We start from the raw sequence: 17057 nt of genomic DNA, 5'->3' as shown, positions 1-17057 counted from the left end.
AACCTCTCTCCACTGTTGGCTGTTCGGGCGAACGCGGCATTTTCGCTGAAGGCGAAGGCTTTTTGCCTCATCCCTTCAGCGTTTGCTCCAGCACGTGCAACTGCTGGTTCAACTCTGTGTTCTTCTGGCGCTCGCCACCGATCTTGCGGACCGCGTGCAGCACCGTCGTATGGTCGCGGCCGCCGAACAGCTCGCCGATCTCCGGCAAGCTCTTCTGCGTCAGCTCCTTGGCCAGGTACATCGCGATCTGGCGCGGGCGGGCGATGCTCGCCGGACGCTTCTTCGAGTACATGTCCGCGACCTTGATCTTGTAGAAGTCGGCCACCGTCTTCTGGATGTTCTCGACGGAGATCTGCCGGTTCTGGATCGACAGCAGGTCCTTGAGGGCCTCGCGCGCCAGCTGGATGTTGATTTCCTTGTGCGAGAAGCGGCTGTAGGCCAGCACCTTGCGCAGCGCGCCTTCCAGCTCGCGCACGTTGGCGCGGACGTTCTTGGCGATGAAGAACGCGACGTCCTCGGGCATCGGCGCGCCCTCGGCGTCGGCCTTCTTGATCAGGATCGCGACGCGCATCTCGAGCTCCGGCGGCTCGATCGCCACCGTCAGGCCGGCGTCGAAGCGGCTGGTCAGGCGCTCGTCGATGTCCACCAACCCCTTCGGATAGGTGTCGCTGGTCATGATGATGTGGGCGCGCTTGGCCAGCAGGGCCTCGAAGGCGTTGAAGAACTCCTCTTGCGTGCGGTCCTTGCCGGCGAAGAACTGGACGTCGTCGATCAGCAGCAGGTCCAGCGAGTGGTACTTGGCCTTGAGCTCGTCGAAGGTCTTGCGCTGGTAGTTCTTGACGACGTCGGAGATGAACTGCTCGGCGTGCAGGTACAGCACGCGGGCGTCCGGACGGTCCTTCAGCAGCGCGTTGCCGACGGCGTGGATCAGGTGGGTCTTGCCCAGGCCGACGCCGCCGTAGATGAACAGCGGGTTGTACATCTGGCCGGGCGCGCCGGCCACGTGCAGCGCCGCGGTGCGCGCCATCTGGTTGGCGCGGCCGGGCACCAGCGTGTCGAACGTCAGGCTGGTGTTGATGCGGTGGCGGGTGGCGCTCGGCGGCACGTTGGGGGTGGCGCCGGGCTGGATCAGGCTGGCGGCCGTCGCCGGAGCGGGTTGGGCCGGGGCGGCCGGACGCGTCGCCGCCGGCGCGATGCCCGCGGCGGAGATCGGCGCCGCGCCGGGACCGCCGCGCAGCCCGTGCTGCTGCAGCACCTGGCCCATCGTCATGCCGGGCGCCGCATTGCGGGGCAGCGGCGCGATGGCTTCGCGAGGCGCGAGCGACAACTCCAGCCGCGCCGGCTTGCCGGCGAGTTCGGTGAGGATGGCCTCGATGCGGCCGGCGTACTGGCTGCGGATCCAGTCCAGTTTGAAACGATTCGGGACGCGCAGCGACACCAGGACGGCCTCGTGGCCGTTCTCTTCCTGCTGTGCCACCTCGGCCGGCGGCAACGGTCGGATCCAGGTGTTGAATTGCTGTTCAGGCAGTTCGGCCGCCAAACGTTCGCAGCCGCGCTGCCACAGGGCCGCCCCTGACAAGTCTGCGCTCATTGTGGAAAACTTATTCTTCGAGCGGCCCGATTGTACCGATTCGAGGCCGCGAAGCCAGGGTTATCCACAGATTTCTCGGGCCGGTCAAGTGCAGGTAATCCCCGTGGCGGGAAGCCTTCTCGTTGACCCTGGGCCAAAACTTTGCTGTAATCGCGGGTTTTCCGGACGCCCGGACGTACCTGCGTGGGCCTCCGATTTCCGAGCGGCTTCCGCACCGTTTCCTGCTCCCGAGAGGTTGTCGCACTGTCATAGGATGGCGCGCCTGGCTCGAAGGGATCAGTTGAAAACGCGATGAAGGGGACGTTCAGACGTCACCCCGATGTCGTCCAACCGCAGTCAGGCATGTCGCCTGAAGCGGGCGGAAGTTCCGAGAGTTCCGAAAGAGGTTCAGCATGAAACGCACTTATCAAGGTTCCAAGACCCGTCGCGCCCGTACCCATGGCTTCCTGGTCCGCATGAAGACCCGTGGCGGCCGCGCCGTCATCGCCGCTCGTCGCGCCAAGGGCCGCAAGCGCCTGGCCGTCTGAGCGTCAACCTGACGACCTGACTTCCGCAAGCGCCGTGATCGGCCGCATCGTGCGATCGGCCGATTTCGAGCGTGTGCTGGGAACCCCCAGCCGCGCGCGCAGCGCGCACTTCGCCGTGCATCACCTGGCCGCCAGCCCTTCGCTGCCGAAGCGCCGCCCGTCCACAGGACAAGGCGACTTGTCCACAGGTGATGCACCGATTCATCCCCAGGCTGTGGATGAATCACGCGATCCGACCGATGCCGCGGCCCCGTCCGCGGCGTCGTCCATTCCGGACGACCGGCCCATGTCGCCCGTGCGCCCACCCGACGATCCGCTTCCAGCCGCGCCGCAAGGCGCCTGGCTGGGCTACGTCGTGCCCAAGCGGCACGCGAAGCGCGCGGTCACGCGGGTGCTGCTCAAGCGCCAGATCCGCGCGGTGTTCGGCGACCTGCCGGAACTGCCGCCCGGCCTCTGGGTCGTGCGGCTGCGGATGCCCTTCGACCGCAAGCAGTTCCCGAGCGCCTCGTCCGACGCGCTCCGGGAGGCCGCGCGCGCCGAACTCCTGCACCTGACCCGCAAGCTGGCGCGCGCGCCGGCCGCGAGTTGACGCGTCAGGATCCGACCATGGATGCCCGTCCCGGCCTGCCGACGCGTTTGCTGATGGGGCTGGTGCGCGGCTACCAGCTGCTGTTCAGCGCCTGGTTGCGGGCGGGCTGCCGCTACAGCCCGAGCTGCTCGAACTACGCCATGCAGGCGCTGCGCCAGCACGGCGCGTGCGCCGGCACCTACCTGGCCGCCGCGCGTATCCTGCGCTGCAATCCGCTGTGCCTGGGCGGGCATGATCCCGTGCCTGACAATCCGCCCCGCCTGTTCACCCGCCTCACCGGATGCCGGCCGGGTCGGACCCAATCAACCGCCAAAACAAAAGCTTCCCCATGACTGATATTCGCCGCACCATCCTGTGGGTGGTGTTCACGATGTCGCTGGTCCTTCTGTGGGACGGCTGGCAGCGGCACAACGGCCAGCCGTCGCTGTTCCATCCGGCGCCCGCGAAGACCGCCAGCGCACCCGCCGGCCCGGCGTCCGCCGCCTCGGCCGTGACCGCCGCGCTGCCCGCCGCCGCCGGTGCTTCCGCCGCCGCGGGCGTGCCCGCCGCGCCAGCGGTCCAGAGCCAGTTCGTCACCATCACGACCGATGTCGTGAAGGCCACCATCGACACGCGTGGCGGCAGCCTGGTGCGCGTCGAGTTGCTCAAGCACGCCGACGACACCAATCCGAGCGGCCATGTCGTGGTGCTCGACCCGATCCGCCAATACAGCGCCCGCTCGGGTCTGCTGAACGTGCCGGGCGCGCCGAGCGACCAGACGGTGCTGTCGCTGGTCGATGGCCCGCGCGATCTGAAGGACGGCCAGGATGCGCTGACCGTGCGCATGGAAGGCGAGCAGGGCGGCGTCAAGCTGGTCAAGACCTATACCTTCAAGCGCGGTGACTACGCCATCGGCGTCCAGCACGAGGTCACCAACACTGGCGCCGCCGCGGTGACGCCGCAGCTGTACGTGCAACTGGTGCGCGACGGCCACGTCGACCACACCGGCCCGTCGTTCGCGCCGACCTCGTTCTCGGGCCCCGCGCTGTACACGGACAAGGCGAAGTACCACAAGCTTTCGTTCGACGATCTGAAGAAGGGCAAGGCCGAGTACGACAAGAACGCCGACGACGGCTGGGTCGCGATGGTCCAGCATTACTTCGTCAGCGCCTGGCTGCGCAACGAGGCTGGCCCGCGCGAGTTCAACGTGCGTCCGCTCAACGAGAACCTCTACACCGTCGGCATGGTGACGAACTTCGCCACCGTCGCTCCTGGCGCGTCGGCCAAGCTGGACAACCAGCTGTACGTCGGTCCGCAGGAGGAGAAGAAGCTCGAAGTGCTGGCCCCGGGCTTGGAGCTGGTGAAGGACTATGGCATCTTCAAGGTGCTGTCCAAGCCGCTGTTCTGGCTGCTGGACCTGCTGCACAAGTTCCTGGGCAACTGGGGCTGGTCGATCATCCTGCTGGTGGTGCTGTTGAAGGTCGCGTTCTACGGCCTGAACGCCAGCGCGTACCGCAGCATGGCCAAGATGAAAGCGGTGAACCCGCGCATCCAGGAGATGCGCGAGCGCATGAAGGACAAGCCGCAGCAGATGCAGCAGGAGATGATGCGCATCTACAAGGAAGAGAAGATCAATCCGCTGGGCAGCTGCCTGCCGATCTTCCTGCAGATGCCGTTCTTCATCGCGCTGTACTGGGTGCTGCTGTCGAGCGTCGAGATGCGCGGCGCGCCGTGGATCCTGTGGATCCATGACCTGTCCAAGCCCGACAGCCTGTTCGGACACATCCTGAGCGCGCCGATCGGCCCGCTGCCGCTGCTGATGACGGCGTCCAGCCTGCTGCAGGTCTGGCTGAACCCGCAACCGGCCGATCCGGTGCAGGCCAAGATGATGTGGATCATGCCGCTGGCCTTCAGCGTGATGTTCTTCTTCTTCCCGTCCGGCCTGGTGCTGTACTGGCTGGTGAACAACATCCTGTCGATCGCCCAGCAATGGATGATCAACAAGCAGATCGGCGCGACGATGAAGAAGTGATCCCGCGTCGAGGGACTGCAGGAACCCCTCGCGGGACGGCAATTCCTCACGCGGCGACAGGAAGCCCCCGTGCCCCGGGGGCTTTTCTTCATCCGCTTTCGAGCGCTTAATGCGGCTCATGCGGGGTTCGCTTTCCAGGTCACTGGGAATCGGAGGCGCACAGCGCAGGTTCACGAGAACCGGCGTCATGGCCTGCCCCGCGCCATCTTCTGAACGGCGATGCGAACTGGATTCGCATCGCCGTTTTTCCTTTCGGGACCACGCGGTCAGCGGCCCGCCGCGACGCGCATCGCGGGGCCTGCGAGACAATCGCGCCCATGCTGTCCCGACACCAGGATCCCATCGCCGCCATCGCCACCGCGCCCGGACGCGGCGCGGTGGGCATCGTGCGCGTGTCCGCGCCGCAAGACCTGACCCCGCTGGTGATGGCGATCTGCGGCCGCGCGCTGAAGCCGCGCGAAGCCACCTACCTGCCCTTGCGCAGCGCGCAGGGTGAGGCGATCGATCACGGTCTGGCGCTGTTCTTCCCCGCGCCGCATTCCTACACCGGCGAACATGTCCTGGAACTGCAGGCCCACGGCGGACCGGTGGTGCTGCAGCTGCTGCTCGCGCGCTGCCTGGAGGCGGATCCCGCGCTGCGCATGCGCCTGGCCGAGCCCGGTGAGTTCACGCGCCGTGCGTTCCTCAACGGCAAGCTCGACCTGGCGCAGGCCGAGGCGGTGGCCGACCTGATCGACGCCAGCACCGAGGCCGCCGCCCGCAGCGCCGGTCGTGCGCTGGCCGGCGCCTTGAGCGGCGAGGTCGACGGCTTGCGCGACGCGTTGATCCAGCTGCGCATGCTGGTCGAGGCGACGCTGGACTTCCCCGAGGAAGAGATCGACTTCCTGGAGCAGGCCGACGCGCTCGGCAAATTGCGTCGGCTGCTGGCGCGGATGGACACGCTGGTCGATCGCAGCCGTCAGGGCGCGATCCTGCGCGAGGGCATCAAGGTCGTGCTGGCGGGGCAGCCGAATGTCGGCAAGAGCTCGTTGCTGAACGCGCTGGCCGGCGCGGAGCTGGCGATCGTCACGCCCATTCCCGGCACGACGCGGGACAAGCTGAGCCAGACGATCCAGATCGAAGGGGTGCCGCTGCACATCAGCGACACGGCCGGCCTGCGCGACACCGAGGACGAGGTCGAGCGCATCGGCGTCGCACGCAGCTGGGACGCGATCGCGGACGCCGACGTGGTGCTGTTCCTGCACGACCTGACGCGCGTCGGCCATGCCGACTACGAGGCCGAGGACGCGGAGATCCGCTCGCGTCTCGCCAGCGTCGATGCAAGTCGCATCCTGCAGGTCTACAACAAGGCCGACGCGCAGGTTCCGGCGACGCTGCCGGATGGCGCGCTCACCCTGTCCGCGAAGACCGGCGAGGGCCTGGATGGGCTGCGACAGCGGCTGCTGCGGCAGGTCGGCTGGCACGCGGTGCCGGAGGGCCTGTTCATCGCCCGAGAGCGTCACGTGCAGGCACTGCGCCGCACGCGCGAGCACATCGAACTGGCGTTGCTGCAGGCCGAGACGCAGCCGCCGGCGCTGGACCTGATGGCGGAGGAGCTTCGAATGGCGCACGACGCGCTCGGCGAGATCACCGGCGCGTTCACGGCGGACGATCTGCTGGGGGAGATCTTCAGCAGGTTCTGCATCGGGAAATGACCGCGTCGCCACCTGAATCCCGCCTGAGCCCCACCTGAAGATTTCCTGAATACCCTTCGGGCCTCGCCCGGTTTCACATTTCTGACGGTCTGCGGACAGCTTCAGGACAGCAATCTTCAGGATCCGCTCAGGCACCGCCGCCACGCTGGAGGGATGCATGTCACTTTCCATCCCGACCGTGGCTCGCCGTGGGGGCGCCCGTTCGACGGCGGTGCCGCGACGGCCTTGTCTCCGGATCTGGCGCCCAGCGATCCGACGGACCGGCGCACCGCGCCGTCACTGTCCTGCATCATCCCCAGCTTCAACGAGGCCGCCAGCCTCGTCGACCTCCTGCCGCGGCTGCGCACGACGCTGGACGCCTGTCGTGCCGACGGCGCCATCCAGGCCTGGGAGATCCTCGTCATCGACGACGGCAGCAGCGACGGCAGCGGCGAACTGCTGCGGCGCTGGAGTCGCCAGCCCGGCCTGCGGGCGCTGCGGTTGTCCCGGAACTTCGGCAAGGAAGCGGCGCTGAGCGCCGGCCTCGGCGCCGCGCAGGGCGAAGTGGTGCTCATGATGGACGCGGACCTGCAGCACGATCCCGCGTTGATCCCGTCCTTCCTGACCGCCTGGCGGCGCGGCGCCGACATGGTCTACGCCGTGCGCGAGTCCCGCGACGACGAAGGCCCGCTCAAGCGCTGGGGCAGCCGCGGCTTCTACAGTCTGCTCAACCGCGGCGCGCGCTTCGAGGTCCCGGCCGACGCGGGCGACTTCCGCCTGATGGACCGCCGCGTCGTGGACACGCTGCTCGCGTTGCCCGAACGCAACCGCTTCATGAAGGGCCTGTACGCCTGGGTCGGCTTCACCACGTATGCCCTGCCGTACACGCCGGCGCCGCGCGCGCATGGGCGCAGCAAGTTCCGGCCGCTGCGGCTGGCGCAGCTGGCGCTCGACGGCCTGACGGCGTTCACGAACTGGCCGCTGCGCGCGGTCAGCGCCTGCGGCATCCTGCTGGCGCTGCCGGCCCTGCTCTACGGCGGCTACCTGACCGCGATGTACCTGCTCTACGGCCACAACGTCAGCGGCTGGACGACGATCGTCGTCGGGCTGATGCTGTTCTCGGGCCTGCAACTGGTGTCGCTGGGCATCCTGGGCGAATACATCGGCCGCATCTTCGAGGAGGTCAAGGGACGCCCGCTGTTCGTCGTGCGCGAGCAGCTCGGCCAAGGCCTGCCGGAGCGCCGCGCATGAGCGCCGCGTTCATGGGGCCGGCGCGCGTGCCGCGCCGGGAGCTCGCGCTCGCGCTGATCGGCGCGCTGCTGTGGCTGGCCTGGAGCGCGGGGCTGCGGGCGCTGGAGCTGCCGGACGAAGGGCGCTACGTCGGCGTCGCGTGGGAGGCGATCCGCGGCGGCGAGTGGCTGGTGCCGACGCTCAACGGCCAGCCGTTCTTCCACAAGCCGCCGCTGTTCTACTGGATCACCGAGGTGGCGATGACGCTGCTGGGCGTCAACCAGTTGGCGGCCCGCGCCGCGCCGGTGCTGGGCGCCTGGCTGGCCGCGATCAGCCTGTTCGGGCTGCTGTACCGCTGGGCCGGTGCGTCGGCCGCGCGTGCCGCGCTGCTGGTGGTGTTGGCGCTGCCGATGTTCTTCCTCGGCTCCCAATACGCCAACCTGGACATGCTGGTGGCGGGGTGCATCGCCGCGACGGTGGCGTTGACCGCCGACGCGGTGCTGCGGCGCCGGCACGGCCTGCCGTGGCGGGCGGTGCTGATGGCCGCGTATGCGATGGCGGGTGTCGGCATCCTGGCCAAGGGGCTGATCGGCATCGTGCTGCCGGGCCTGATCGTGCTGGGCTGGCTGGCGACCCAGCGGCGCTGGCGCGAGATCCTGGGCCTGCTCTGGCTGCCCGGCCTGGTCGCGATGCTGGTGGTGGCGGTGCCGTGGTACCTGGCGATGCAGCGGCGCTTCCCGGACTTCCTGCATTACTTCTTCGTCGTGCAGCACTTGCAGCGTTTCGCCAGCGGCGGCTTCAACAACGTGCAGCCGTTCTGGTTTTTCCCGGCCGTGCTGCTGGCCTTCCACCTGCCGGTGCTGCCGTGGCTGGCGCTGGGCTGGGCCGGACCGCGGCGCGCCGCGTCGGAGGCCCCCGAGCCGGATCCCCACCGCCTGGTGCCGCTGCTGCTGTGGTGGCTGGGCGTGGTGGTGGTGTTCTTCTCGATGCCGCAGTCCAAGCTGGTCGGTTACATCCTGCCGGCGGTGCCGCCGATCGCGGCGCTGACGGCGCTGGGCTGGCGGCGCCTGCAGCCGGCATCGCGCGCGATGCGGCGCTGGGCGGGCGCGACGCTGGCCCTGTGCGCGCTGATCGGCGTCGGCGTGGTGCTGACGCTGGCCATGGAGCCGCACCGCAACACGCGGGAGCTGGCGCAGGACCTGGCCGCCTGGCGCGCGCCGGGCGAACCCATCGTCTCCGTGGGCCGCTTCGACTACGACCTGCCGTTCTACGCCCGGCTGACCGCGCCCATCACGGTCGCCGAGGACTGGAACGATCCCGATGTGCTGGCCCGTGACAACTGGCGCAAGGAACTCGCCGAGACCCGCAAGTTCGCGCCCGGCGGCATCGCGCCGATGCTGATCGACGAGAAGACCTTGCCCGCCGCGTTGTGCGCGCACCCGGTGAACTGGGTGATCGCCGCTTCGCGCGATGCGCCGGGAACACCGTGGTTGAAGGACCTGACGGCGGTGGCGACGCGGCGCGGGGTCTCGTTGTGGCGCATCACGCCGACGATGGTCGGCTGCCCGCGATGAGCCGTCGCGGCCTGTGCGTCTGCGCCGACGATTTCGGGCTGCACCCGTTGGTGAACGCCGCCGTGCTGCGGCTGATCCAGCTCGGCCGGCTGCAGGCGACCGGCGCGATGGTCGGCGCGCCGGCCTGGCGCGACGGCGCCCGGGCGCTCGCGGAGGTGGCGCCGGACCGCGTCGATGTCGGGCTGCACCTGGACCTGACGCAGTTTCCGCTGACGCTGGCGCCGCGCGGCCTGCTCCGCTGGTTGTTGGCCGGCGCCGGCACGGAGGCCGAGTTGCGACGCGAGGTCACGGCGCAGCTGGACGCATTCGAGGCGGCGATGGGGCGGGCGCCGGACTATGTCGACGGCCATCAGCATGTGCATCAGTTCCCGCGCGTGCGTGACGCGCTGCTGGATGTGCTGGCGGACCGCTACCCTCATCGCCGGCCCTGGCTGCGGTCGACCCGGCGAGGCACGGCGGGCTTCAAGCCGGCGCTGATCCAGGCGCTGGGGCAGCGTTCGTTGTCGCGTCGTGCCGCGCTGCTGGGCATCCGGCAGAACCGGCGGTTGCTGGGCGTCTACGACTTCGACGGCGATGCGGCCCGCTACGCGGCGCGGCTGCAGGGCTGGCTGCACGTCAGCGGGGATGGCGATCTGCTGATGTGCCACCCCGCCGCCGGCCCAGTGCCCGGTGATCCGATCGCCGAGGCCCGCCAGTGGGAGTACGAGCTGCTGGCCTCGCCCCGCTTCGCCGCCGAGCTGCATCGGCTGGGCATCGCGCCGCTGCCGATGACCCGGCTGCTCGCCCCGCGGGCCTGACGCGGCACGCCGCACGGGGCGGCCCCGTGCCCTCGCCGGACGGCGGTTTTCAGCTGTCCGTGCGGTGGAGCCGGCCAATCGTCCCGGCCATCGTCCGTTCGCCGCATCCTGGGAATCGGCCCTTCCGGCTCGCCTAGACTCGCGCCATGACTTCGAGCAGCGCCCCCGACGCCATCCGCTTCGACTGGACCCAGTGGGTCTTTCCCGGTCCGCGGCGTGTCTTCACCGACGAGGAAATGGTGCGCTCCGGGCTGTTGGGCTGGTCCACCGGCATCGATTGCTACGTGATCTGCAACGTGCTGGTGCTGGCCCTGGTCTTCTACACGGTGCTGCCCAAGGGCCTGGCGCATGTGATCCTGACCGGCGCCCTGGCGATGGCCGTGCTGGGACTGATCGTCGCGCGATCGCTGTGGAAGCGGCCGACACGCACGCGCTTCAACGCCGCGGCCATCGGGCTGAGCGTGCTGATGGTGCTGATCACCTCGATCCTGGTGAAGGTCGGCTTCCGGGAAGAGGCGCGCGACCTGCTGCCGTTCGGCGCGGGCGGCATGACGCTGATGGTGTCGTCCTGGTGGTTCCTGACGCTGTACCGGACGCAGCAGATCGCCGGACGGCTGGCGGAGCTGGACGCGCAGCAGGAACGCATCGCGATGGCGCAGCGGCTGGCGACGGCGCAGATCCAGCCGCATTTCCTCTTCAATACGCTGGCGTCGCTGCAGCACTGGGTCGACACGCGCGACGAGCGCGCCGGACCGATGCTGCGCTCGCTGACCCGCTATCTGCGCGCGACGCTGCCGATGTTCGAGCAGGACCGGTTGCCGCTCGATCAGGAGCTGCAGATCGTGCGCAGTTATCTGGACATCATGCAGGCCCGATTGGGGCAGCGGCTGACCTGGTCGCTCGAGCTGGACGCGGCGGCGCAGGCTGCGCTGCCGTCGGCGAGCCTGCCGCCGGGCACCCTGCTGACGCTCGCGGAGAACGCCATCACCCACGGCATCGAGCCCAGCCTGCGCGGCGGCCACATCGCCGTGAGCGCCCAGGCGGTGGGCGGGCGGATCCGGCTGGAGGTGCGGGATGGCGGGCAGGGCCTGGCGCCCGGTGCTTGCGAAGGCCTCGGACTTGCCAACACACGAGAACGACTGCAGGCGCAGTTCGGCGATCAGGCGCGGCTGGGGCTGGAGCCCGGCACGGCCGACGCCCCTGGATGCCTGGCCTGGATCGAAGTGCCGGCATCGGCATCCTGAAAAACATCGAGGGAGACAAGCCATGACCACGACGATCCGCACGCTCATCGCCGACGACGAGGAAGGTCCGCGCGAGCAACTGCGATCCGCGCTCGCACGGTTGGCGCCGGAGCTGGAGTTGGTGGCCGCCAGCGTCAACGGCGTCGATGCGTGGGATGACTGCCTGGCGCTGGAGCCGCAGCTGTGTTTCCTGGACATCCGCATGCCGGGGCTGTCGGGGCTGGAGGTCGCACAGCGGCTGGCCCAGCTGGCGGAGCCGCCGCAGGTGGTGTTCGTCACCGCCTATGGCGATCACGCGCTGTCGGCGTTCGAGGCCGGCGCGGTCGATTACGTGATGAAGCCGGTCGAGGATGCGCGCCTGCAGCAATGCCTGCAGCGGCTGCGACAGCGACAGGCGGCGAATGCCGAGTCGGAGCCGGCCACGCCCGCGGCGCCCACGATGCCGCCCGGCACGCTCGAACTGCTGCGTCAACTGCTGCCACAGCAGCGCGGTGCGATGCGGCCCATCCAGGCGAGTCAGGGCCGCGAGATCCAGTTGATCTCGCCCGACGACATCCTCTTTTTCCAAAGCGACAGCCGATATACCCGCGTCGTCCATCGGGACGGCGAGGCGTGGATCCGCACCGCGTTGAAGGAGCTGCTGGTCGACCTCGACCCGTCCGTGTTCTGGCAGGTCCATCGGTCGGTGCTGGTCAACAGCCGCTTCGTCGCCAGCGCCACGCGGGTGGACGAGAACACGATGCAGCTCTCGATGAAGGGTCACGCGGAAAAACTGCCGGTGTCGAGGCAGTTTCAGGGGCTGTTCAAGGGACAGTGACGGGCGGCGGGAAGCCGCTTGAGGGCTCGGTGCGGGGCTGGGCCGTGGTCGGCGGCCTTGCGCCTCCCGTCTTCCGTCTTCAGCGCGAGGGCCGGCGAAGCCGGGGGGCCGGGTTCGTCAGACAAAATTCCTCACCGGGCCCCCCGGCTTCGCCGACCCCGATCCACCGAGACCCATCCCGGGTCCGTGGTGAATCAGGTTCTCAGCAACTTGGCGTCGTGGCGCTTTTTGCCTTGGCGCCTCGTTGTGATGCGTTCTGGCGGTGCTCAGCGCATGGCGCTTTGCGGGGCCTCGTCGGCATCCCATCCGCCGGCCAACGCCTTGTAGACGCCCACCAGCGAGGTCGCCGCCGCGGTCTGCGACTGCGCGAGCTGGTTGCGCGCCGCGAGCAGCTCCCGCTCCGCGTCGAGCACGGCGAGGAAGTCGCTCATGCCGACGTTGAAACGTTCACGCGCGATGCGCGCGGCGCGTTCGGCCGAGGCCGCCGCGTCGTAGAGCGCCTGCGCCTGCTGCTGGCTGCGGTTGTAGGTGACCAGCGCGCCTTCGGTCTCCTCCAGCGCCGCGAGCACGGTGCGCTCGTAGCCGATGAAGGCGGCCTCGTTGCGCGCGTCCGCCGCCGCGATCTGGGCGCGGATGCGACCGAAGTCCAACAGGTTCCAGACCAGTTGCGCGCCCAGGTTGTAGGCATACGCGGGCCCGTCGCCGAGATCGCCGATGCGCGTCGCGTTCTGGCCGATCGTGCCGCCCAGCGTGATGCGCGGGAACATCGACGATCGCGCCACGCCCACACGCGCTGCCGCCGCGGCGGCTTGGGCCTCCGCCGCCCGCACGTCGGGACGACGGCGCAGCAGGTCCTCCGGCGTGCCGATGCGATCGAGCGCGACGGCGCGCAGGCCCGGCAGGGGCTTGACCTCCGTCAACTGAGCGTCCAGCGCCGTCGGCGGCTGGCCGGTCAGCACCGCGAGGCGGTAACGGGTGCGCGCCAGCGCCATCTCCAGCGCCGGCAAGGTCGCCGCGGTGCTCTGCACCAGGGACCGCGCGCGCTCGCTATCGAAGCCGGTGCCCCGCCCCGCTTCCTGGCGGCCGACGACCAGCTTCAGCGCCCCTTCCTGCGTCTGCAGCGACAGGCGCGCCACACGCAGTTGCTCCTGCAGCCCGCGCAGCTCGAAGTAGTTGCGCGCCACTTCCGCGGCGACGCTGACCTGCGCCGAACGCAGCCCCGCCTCGCCGGCCAGCAGGTCGGCGGCCGCGGCGCGGCGATCGTCGGACAGGCGACCGAACAGGTCGGCCTCCCACTGCACGTCGAAGCCGACCGAGAACGCGTTGTTGCTCTGCGGATTGCCCTGGTAATCAGGGGCCCGCACGCGGCCGGCGCCGGCCGTCAGATTGACGCTGGGCAGCAGTTGCGCATCGGCGAAGCGGGACAGCGCCCGCGCCTCGCGCAGGTTGGCCGCCGCGATCCGCAGGTCGGTGTTGGCCTGCAGCGCGCGGCTCACCAGGCCGTCGAGCTCGGCGTCCTGGAAGCCTTGCCAGAAACGACCCACCGGAGCCTGCGACAGCGTCGCCGCGCCGCCCTCAGGCGTGTTGGCGAACTGGGCCGTCAGCGGCACCTCGGACTTCTTCGGCGCCGGTGCCGTCGAGCAGCCGGCCAGCACCGCCGTCAGCGCGGCGGCCGCGGCCAGCAGAGAGACTCGGTTCATCATGCGCCCCCCTTCGGAGCCGGAGTGTCGGCATCGTCGACACCGGGGTGGAACGGATGCGCGGCGGCGTCGATCTCGCGACGCAGTTCGAGCGCGTGGGCACGCTTCTTCTCGGTGCTCTTGCGCAGCAGCGCGTAGAAGACCGGTGTCAGGAAGATGCCGAACAGCGTCACGCCGACCATGCCCGCGAACACCGCGATGCCCATCGCGCGGCGCATCTCGCTGCCCGCGCCGGAGCCCAGGATCAGCGGGATCACGCCGGCGCAGAACGCGATCGACGTCATCAGGATCGGGCGCAAACGCAGGCGGCAGGCGTGGATGATCGCGTCGTGCAGCGCTTCGCCGCGCTCTTCGAGTTCCTTGGCGAACTCGACGATCAGGATCGCGTTCTTGCACGCCAGGCCCACCAGCACCACCAGCGCCACCTGCGTGAAGATGTTCAGATCCCCGGCCTGCGCGAATGGTGGGAAGTGCGACAGCCACACCCCGAACAACGCCGACAGGATGCACATCGGCACGATCAGGATGATGGCCAGCGGCAGGCTCCAGCTTTCATACTGCGCCGCCAGCACCAGCACCACCAGCAGCACCGACAGCGCCAGCACCGCGCCCAGCGTCGGGATCTTGAAGCCGCCCACGCTGATGTCGCGGGTGAGGCGGTCCTGGTAGGTCAGCTCGGTCCACTCGTAGGTCATGCCGCGCGGCAGGTTCTTCAGGCGCTGCTCCATCTCGGCCTCGGCCTGCCCGCTGGAGAAACCGGGCTTGGCCGCACCGTTGATGTCGGCGCTGGGGAAGCCGTTGTAGCGCGTCACGCGGGTCGGCCCGAAGGTCGGGTCGACCTGCATCAGCGCGCCCAGCGGCACCATCTCGTTCTTCTCGTTGCGCGTCTTCAGGTCGGTGATGCTGCCGGCGTTGGCGCGGAAGGGCGCGTCGGCCTGGACGATCACCTGGTAGGTCTTGCCGAAGCGGCTGAAGTCGTTGACGTACAGCGAGCCCAGGTTGATCTGCAGCGTGTCGTAGATGTCCTGCAACTTCACGCCCATCTGCTTGGCCTTGGTCCGGTCGACGTTGGCCAGGAGCTGCGGGACATTGATGTCGTAGGTCGAATACGGCGTGCCGATGCCGCTCTTCGGGTCGCCATAGATGGGACCCAGCGTGCCCCAGACGGAGCCGTACAGCGCCTGCTCGCCCAGGCCGCCGCGGTCCTGCACCTGCACCTTGAAGCCGCCGGCGTTGCCCAGGCCGTCCACCGCGGGCGGCGGCACGACGAACATGCGCGCGCCCTGGATCTGCTGGATCGCGCCGTTGATGCGGCCCAGGATGGCGTCCTTGGACAGGTCGCTGGAGGTGCGTTTCTCGAAATCGTCCAGGCCGAAGAACACGATGCCTTCGTTGGGCGCGGCCGAGAAACCGGCGATCGACAGGCCCGGGAAGGCGATCGAGTCGGAGATGCCGGGCGTCTTCAGCGCGATGTCGCTCATGCGGCGGATCACTTCCTCGGTGCGGTCGAGGGTGGCGCCGGCCGGCAGCTGCGCGATGCCGATCAGGTACTGCTTGTCCGGCGCCGGCACGAAGCCCGCCGGGATGCGCGTGAACAACAGGCCGGTGGCCAGCAGCAGCAGCGCGTAGACCACCAGCGCGGCCGACTTGCGCTTCAGGATGCCGGTCACGCCGCGGCTGTAGCCCTCGCTGCGGCGCTGGAAGAAGCAGTTGAACCAGTGGAAGAACCGGCCGAACAGCTTGTCCATGACCTTCATGATCGGGTCCTTGGGCGCGTCGTGCGGACGCAGCAGCAAGGCCGCCATGGCGGGCGACAGGGTCAGCGAGTTGAACGCCGAGATCACCGTCGAGATCGCGATCGTGACCGCGAACTGCTTGTAGAACTGGCCCGAGAGGCCCGGCACGAAGGTCAGCGGGATGAACACCGCGCACAGCACCAGCGCGATCGCCACGATGGGGCCGGAGACCTCCCGCATCGCCTTGACCGTCGCGTCATGCGGCGTGAGCCCGTCCTCCAGATTGCGCTCGACGTTCTCCACCACCACGATCGCGTCGTCCACCACGATGCCGATCGCCAGCACCAGGCCGAACAGCGTCAGCGTGTTGATCGAGTAGCCCAGCAGCAGCAGCACCGCGAAGGTCCCGACGATGGACACCGGCACCGCCAGCAACGGAATGATCGACGCGCGCCAGGTCTGCAGGAAGATGATCACCACCAGCACGACCAGCAGCACGGCTTCGATCAGGGTCTCGATGACCTTCTCGATCGACGTCGCCACGAAGCGCGTCGGGTCGTAGACGATGCTGTACTCGACACCTTGCGGGAAGGAGGCCTTCAGGCGCTCCATCGTGGCGCGCACGTCCTTGGAGATGTTGAGCGCGTTGGAGTTGGGCGCCTGGAAGATGCCGATGCCGACCGCTTCCTTGTTGTTGAGCAGGCTGCGCAGCGCGAAGGTGCCCGGGCCCATCTCGACGCGACCGATGTCGCGCACCCGCACCAGGCCGCCGGTGGCGGTGTCGGTGCGGACGATGACGTTGCCGAACTCCTCTTCACTGACCAGGCGGCCCTGCGTGTTGATCGCCAGCTGGAACTCCGTGCCCTTGGGCGCGGGCGGCGCGCCGACGGTGCCGGCCGCGACCTGCGCGTTCTGCTCGCGGATCGCGGTCACCACGTCGGACGCGGTCATGCCGCGCGCGGCGAGCTTGGCCGGGTCGATCCAGATGCGCATCGCGTAGTCGCCGGAGCCGAACACCTGCACCGAACCCATGCCCTGCACCCGCAGCAGCTCGTCGCGGACCTGCAGCTGGGCGTAGTTGCGCAGGTAGAGCGCGTCACGCGTGTTGTCCGGGCTGACCATGTGCACGACCATGGTCAGGTTGGGGCTGGACTTCTCGGTCGTCACGCCGATCTGCCGCACGATGTCGGGCAGGCGCGGCAGGGCGCGGTTGATGCGGTTCTGCACCGCTGTTTCAGCCGCTTCCGGGTTGGTGCCGATCTTGAAGGTGACGGTCAGCGTCATGCCGCCGTCGGCGGTGGCCTGGCTGTCGAAGTACAGGACGTTTTCCAGGCCGTTGATCTGTTCCTCGAGCGGTGTCGCCACCGTCTCGGAGATCACGCGCGGGTTGGCGCCGGGGAACTGCGCGCGCACGACCACCTGCGGCGGCGCGACTTCCGGGTACTCGGAGATGGGCAGCCGGAAGATCGCCAGCAGGCCCACCAGGAAGATGAAGATCGAGAGCACCGCCGCGAAGCGGGGCCGCTCGATGAAGAAGCGTGAGATATCCATGAACGACCTCGCGCCCG

At 69.0% G+C, this 17057-nt stretch carries 13 protein-coding genes; 10 read left to right on the top strand and 3 right to left on the bottom strand.

The annotated features are described in order from the left end of the window. Positions 1-67 precede the first annotated feature (67 nt). A complete protein-coding gene (gene dnaA / locus CDN99_RS17185) occupies positions 68-1591 on the bottom strand; it encodes a chromosomal replication initiator protein DnaA (protein ID WP_088386099.1) in 1524 nt (507 codons plus the stop codon). A 392-nt stretch (positions 1592-1983) separates the two neighbouring features. On the opposite strand from dnaA, the gene rpmH reads away from it, so the two are divergent. From rpmH to CDN99_RS17135, 10 genes are all read left to right on the top strand, one after another. Continuing rightward, positions 1984-2118 carry a 50S ribosomal protein L34 gene (gene rpmH / locus CDN99_RS17180; protein ID WP_058937081.1) on the top strand — a complete coding sequence of 45 codons (135 nt, stop codon included), beginning with the start codon at positions 1984-1986 and terminating at the stop codon, positions 2116-2118. A 286-nt stretch (positions 2119-2404) separates the two neighbouring features. Beyond that, the gene (locus CDN99_RS29760) at positions 2405-2707 is read left to right on the top strand and encodes a ribonuclease P protein component (protein WP_375134451.1); all 303 of its coding nucleotides are present in this window, start codon (positions 2405-2407) and stop codon (positions 2705-2707) included. A gap of 17 nt (positions 2708-2724) precedes the next feature. After that, complete coding sequence (gene yidD / locus CDN99_RS17170) at positions 2725-3039, top strand: membrane protein insertion efficiency factor YidD (protein WP_088386098.1); 315 nt, start codon at positions 2725-2727, stop codon at positions 3037-3039. Next, a complete protein-coding gene (gene yidC, locus CDN99_RS17165; protein WP_088386097.1) occupies positions 3036-4718 on the top strand; it encodes a membrane protein insertase YidC in 1683 nt (560 codons plus the stop codon). The genes yidD and yidC overlap by 4 nt, the downstream gene beginning before the upstream one ends. A gap of 317 nt (positions 4719-5035) precedes the next feature. Beyond that, complete coding sequence (gene mnmE / locus CDN99_RS17160; protein ID WP_088386096.1) at positions 5036-6412, top strand: tRNA uridine-5-carboxymethylaminomethyl(34) synthesis GTPase MnmE; 1377 nt, start codon at positions 5036-5038, stop codon at positions 6410-6412. Between the two features lie 153 nt (positions 6413-6565). After that, positions 6566-7642 carry a glycosyltransferase family 2 protein gene (locus CDN99_RS17155; RefSeq protein ID WP_088386095.1) on the top strand — a complete coding sequence of 359 codons (1077 nt, stop codon included), beginning with the start codon at positions 6566-6568 and terminating at the stop codon, positions 7640-7642. Then, a complete protein-coding gene (locus CDN99_RS17150; protein ID WP_088386094.1) occupies positions 7639-9195 on the top strand; it encodes a glycosyltransferase family 39 protein in 1557 nt (518 codons plus the stop codon). The genes CDN99_RS17155 and CDN99_RS17150 overlap by 4 nt, the downstream gene beginning before the upstream one ends. Next, positions 9192-9992, top strand: a complete 801-nt coding sequence (locus tag CDN99_RS17145; RefSeq protein ID WP_141100842.1) for a ChbG/HpnK family deacetylase — start codon at positions 9192-9194, stop codon at positions 9990-9992. The genes CDN99_RS17150 and CDN99_RS17145 overlap by 4 nt, the downstream gene beginning before the upstream one ends. 146 nt (positions 9993-10138) lie before the next feature. Beyond that, complete coding sequence (locus CDN99_RS17140) at positions 10139-11236, top strand: sensor histidine kinase (RefSeq protein WP_088386092.1); 1098 nt, start codon at positions 10139-10141, stop codon at positions 11234-11236. A 22-nt stretch (positions 11237-11258) separates the two neighbouring features. Further along, a complete protein-coding gene (locus tag CDN99_RS17135; protein ID WP_158218868.1) occupies positions 11259-12053 on the top strand; it encodes a LytR/AlgR family response regulator transcription factor in 795 nt (264 codons plus the stop codon). Between the two features lie 266 nt (positions 12054-12319). On the opposite strand, the gene CDN99_RS17130 is transcribed toward CDN99_RS17135, so the two are convergent. Beyond that, complete coding sequence (locus CDN99_RS17130; protein ID WP_238139563.1) at positions 12320-13753, bottom strand: efflux transporter outer membrane subunit; 1434 nt, start codon at positions 13751-13753, stop codon at positions 12320-12322. After that, positions 13753-17040 carry an efflux RND transporter permease subunit gene (locus tag CDN99_RS17125; RefSeq protein WP_088386089.1) on the bottom strand — a complete coding sequence of 1096 codons (3288 nt, stop codon included), beginning with the start codon at positions 17038-17040 and terminating at the stop codon, positions 13753-13755. Before CDN99_RS17125 ends, CDN99_RS17130 begins: the two co-directional genes overlap by 1 nt. Between the last annotated feature and the right edge of the window lie 17 nt (positions 17041-17057).

This window comes from Roseateles aquatilis (assembly GCF_002205645.1).
Classification (GTDB): Bacteria; Pseudomonadota; Gammaproteobacteria; order Burkholderiales; family Burkholderiaceae_C; genus Roseateles; species Roseateles aquatilis.
The sequence above is the reverse complement of the archived record's forward strand: the minus strand, read 5'-3'. Positions and strand labels throughout refer to the sequence as shown.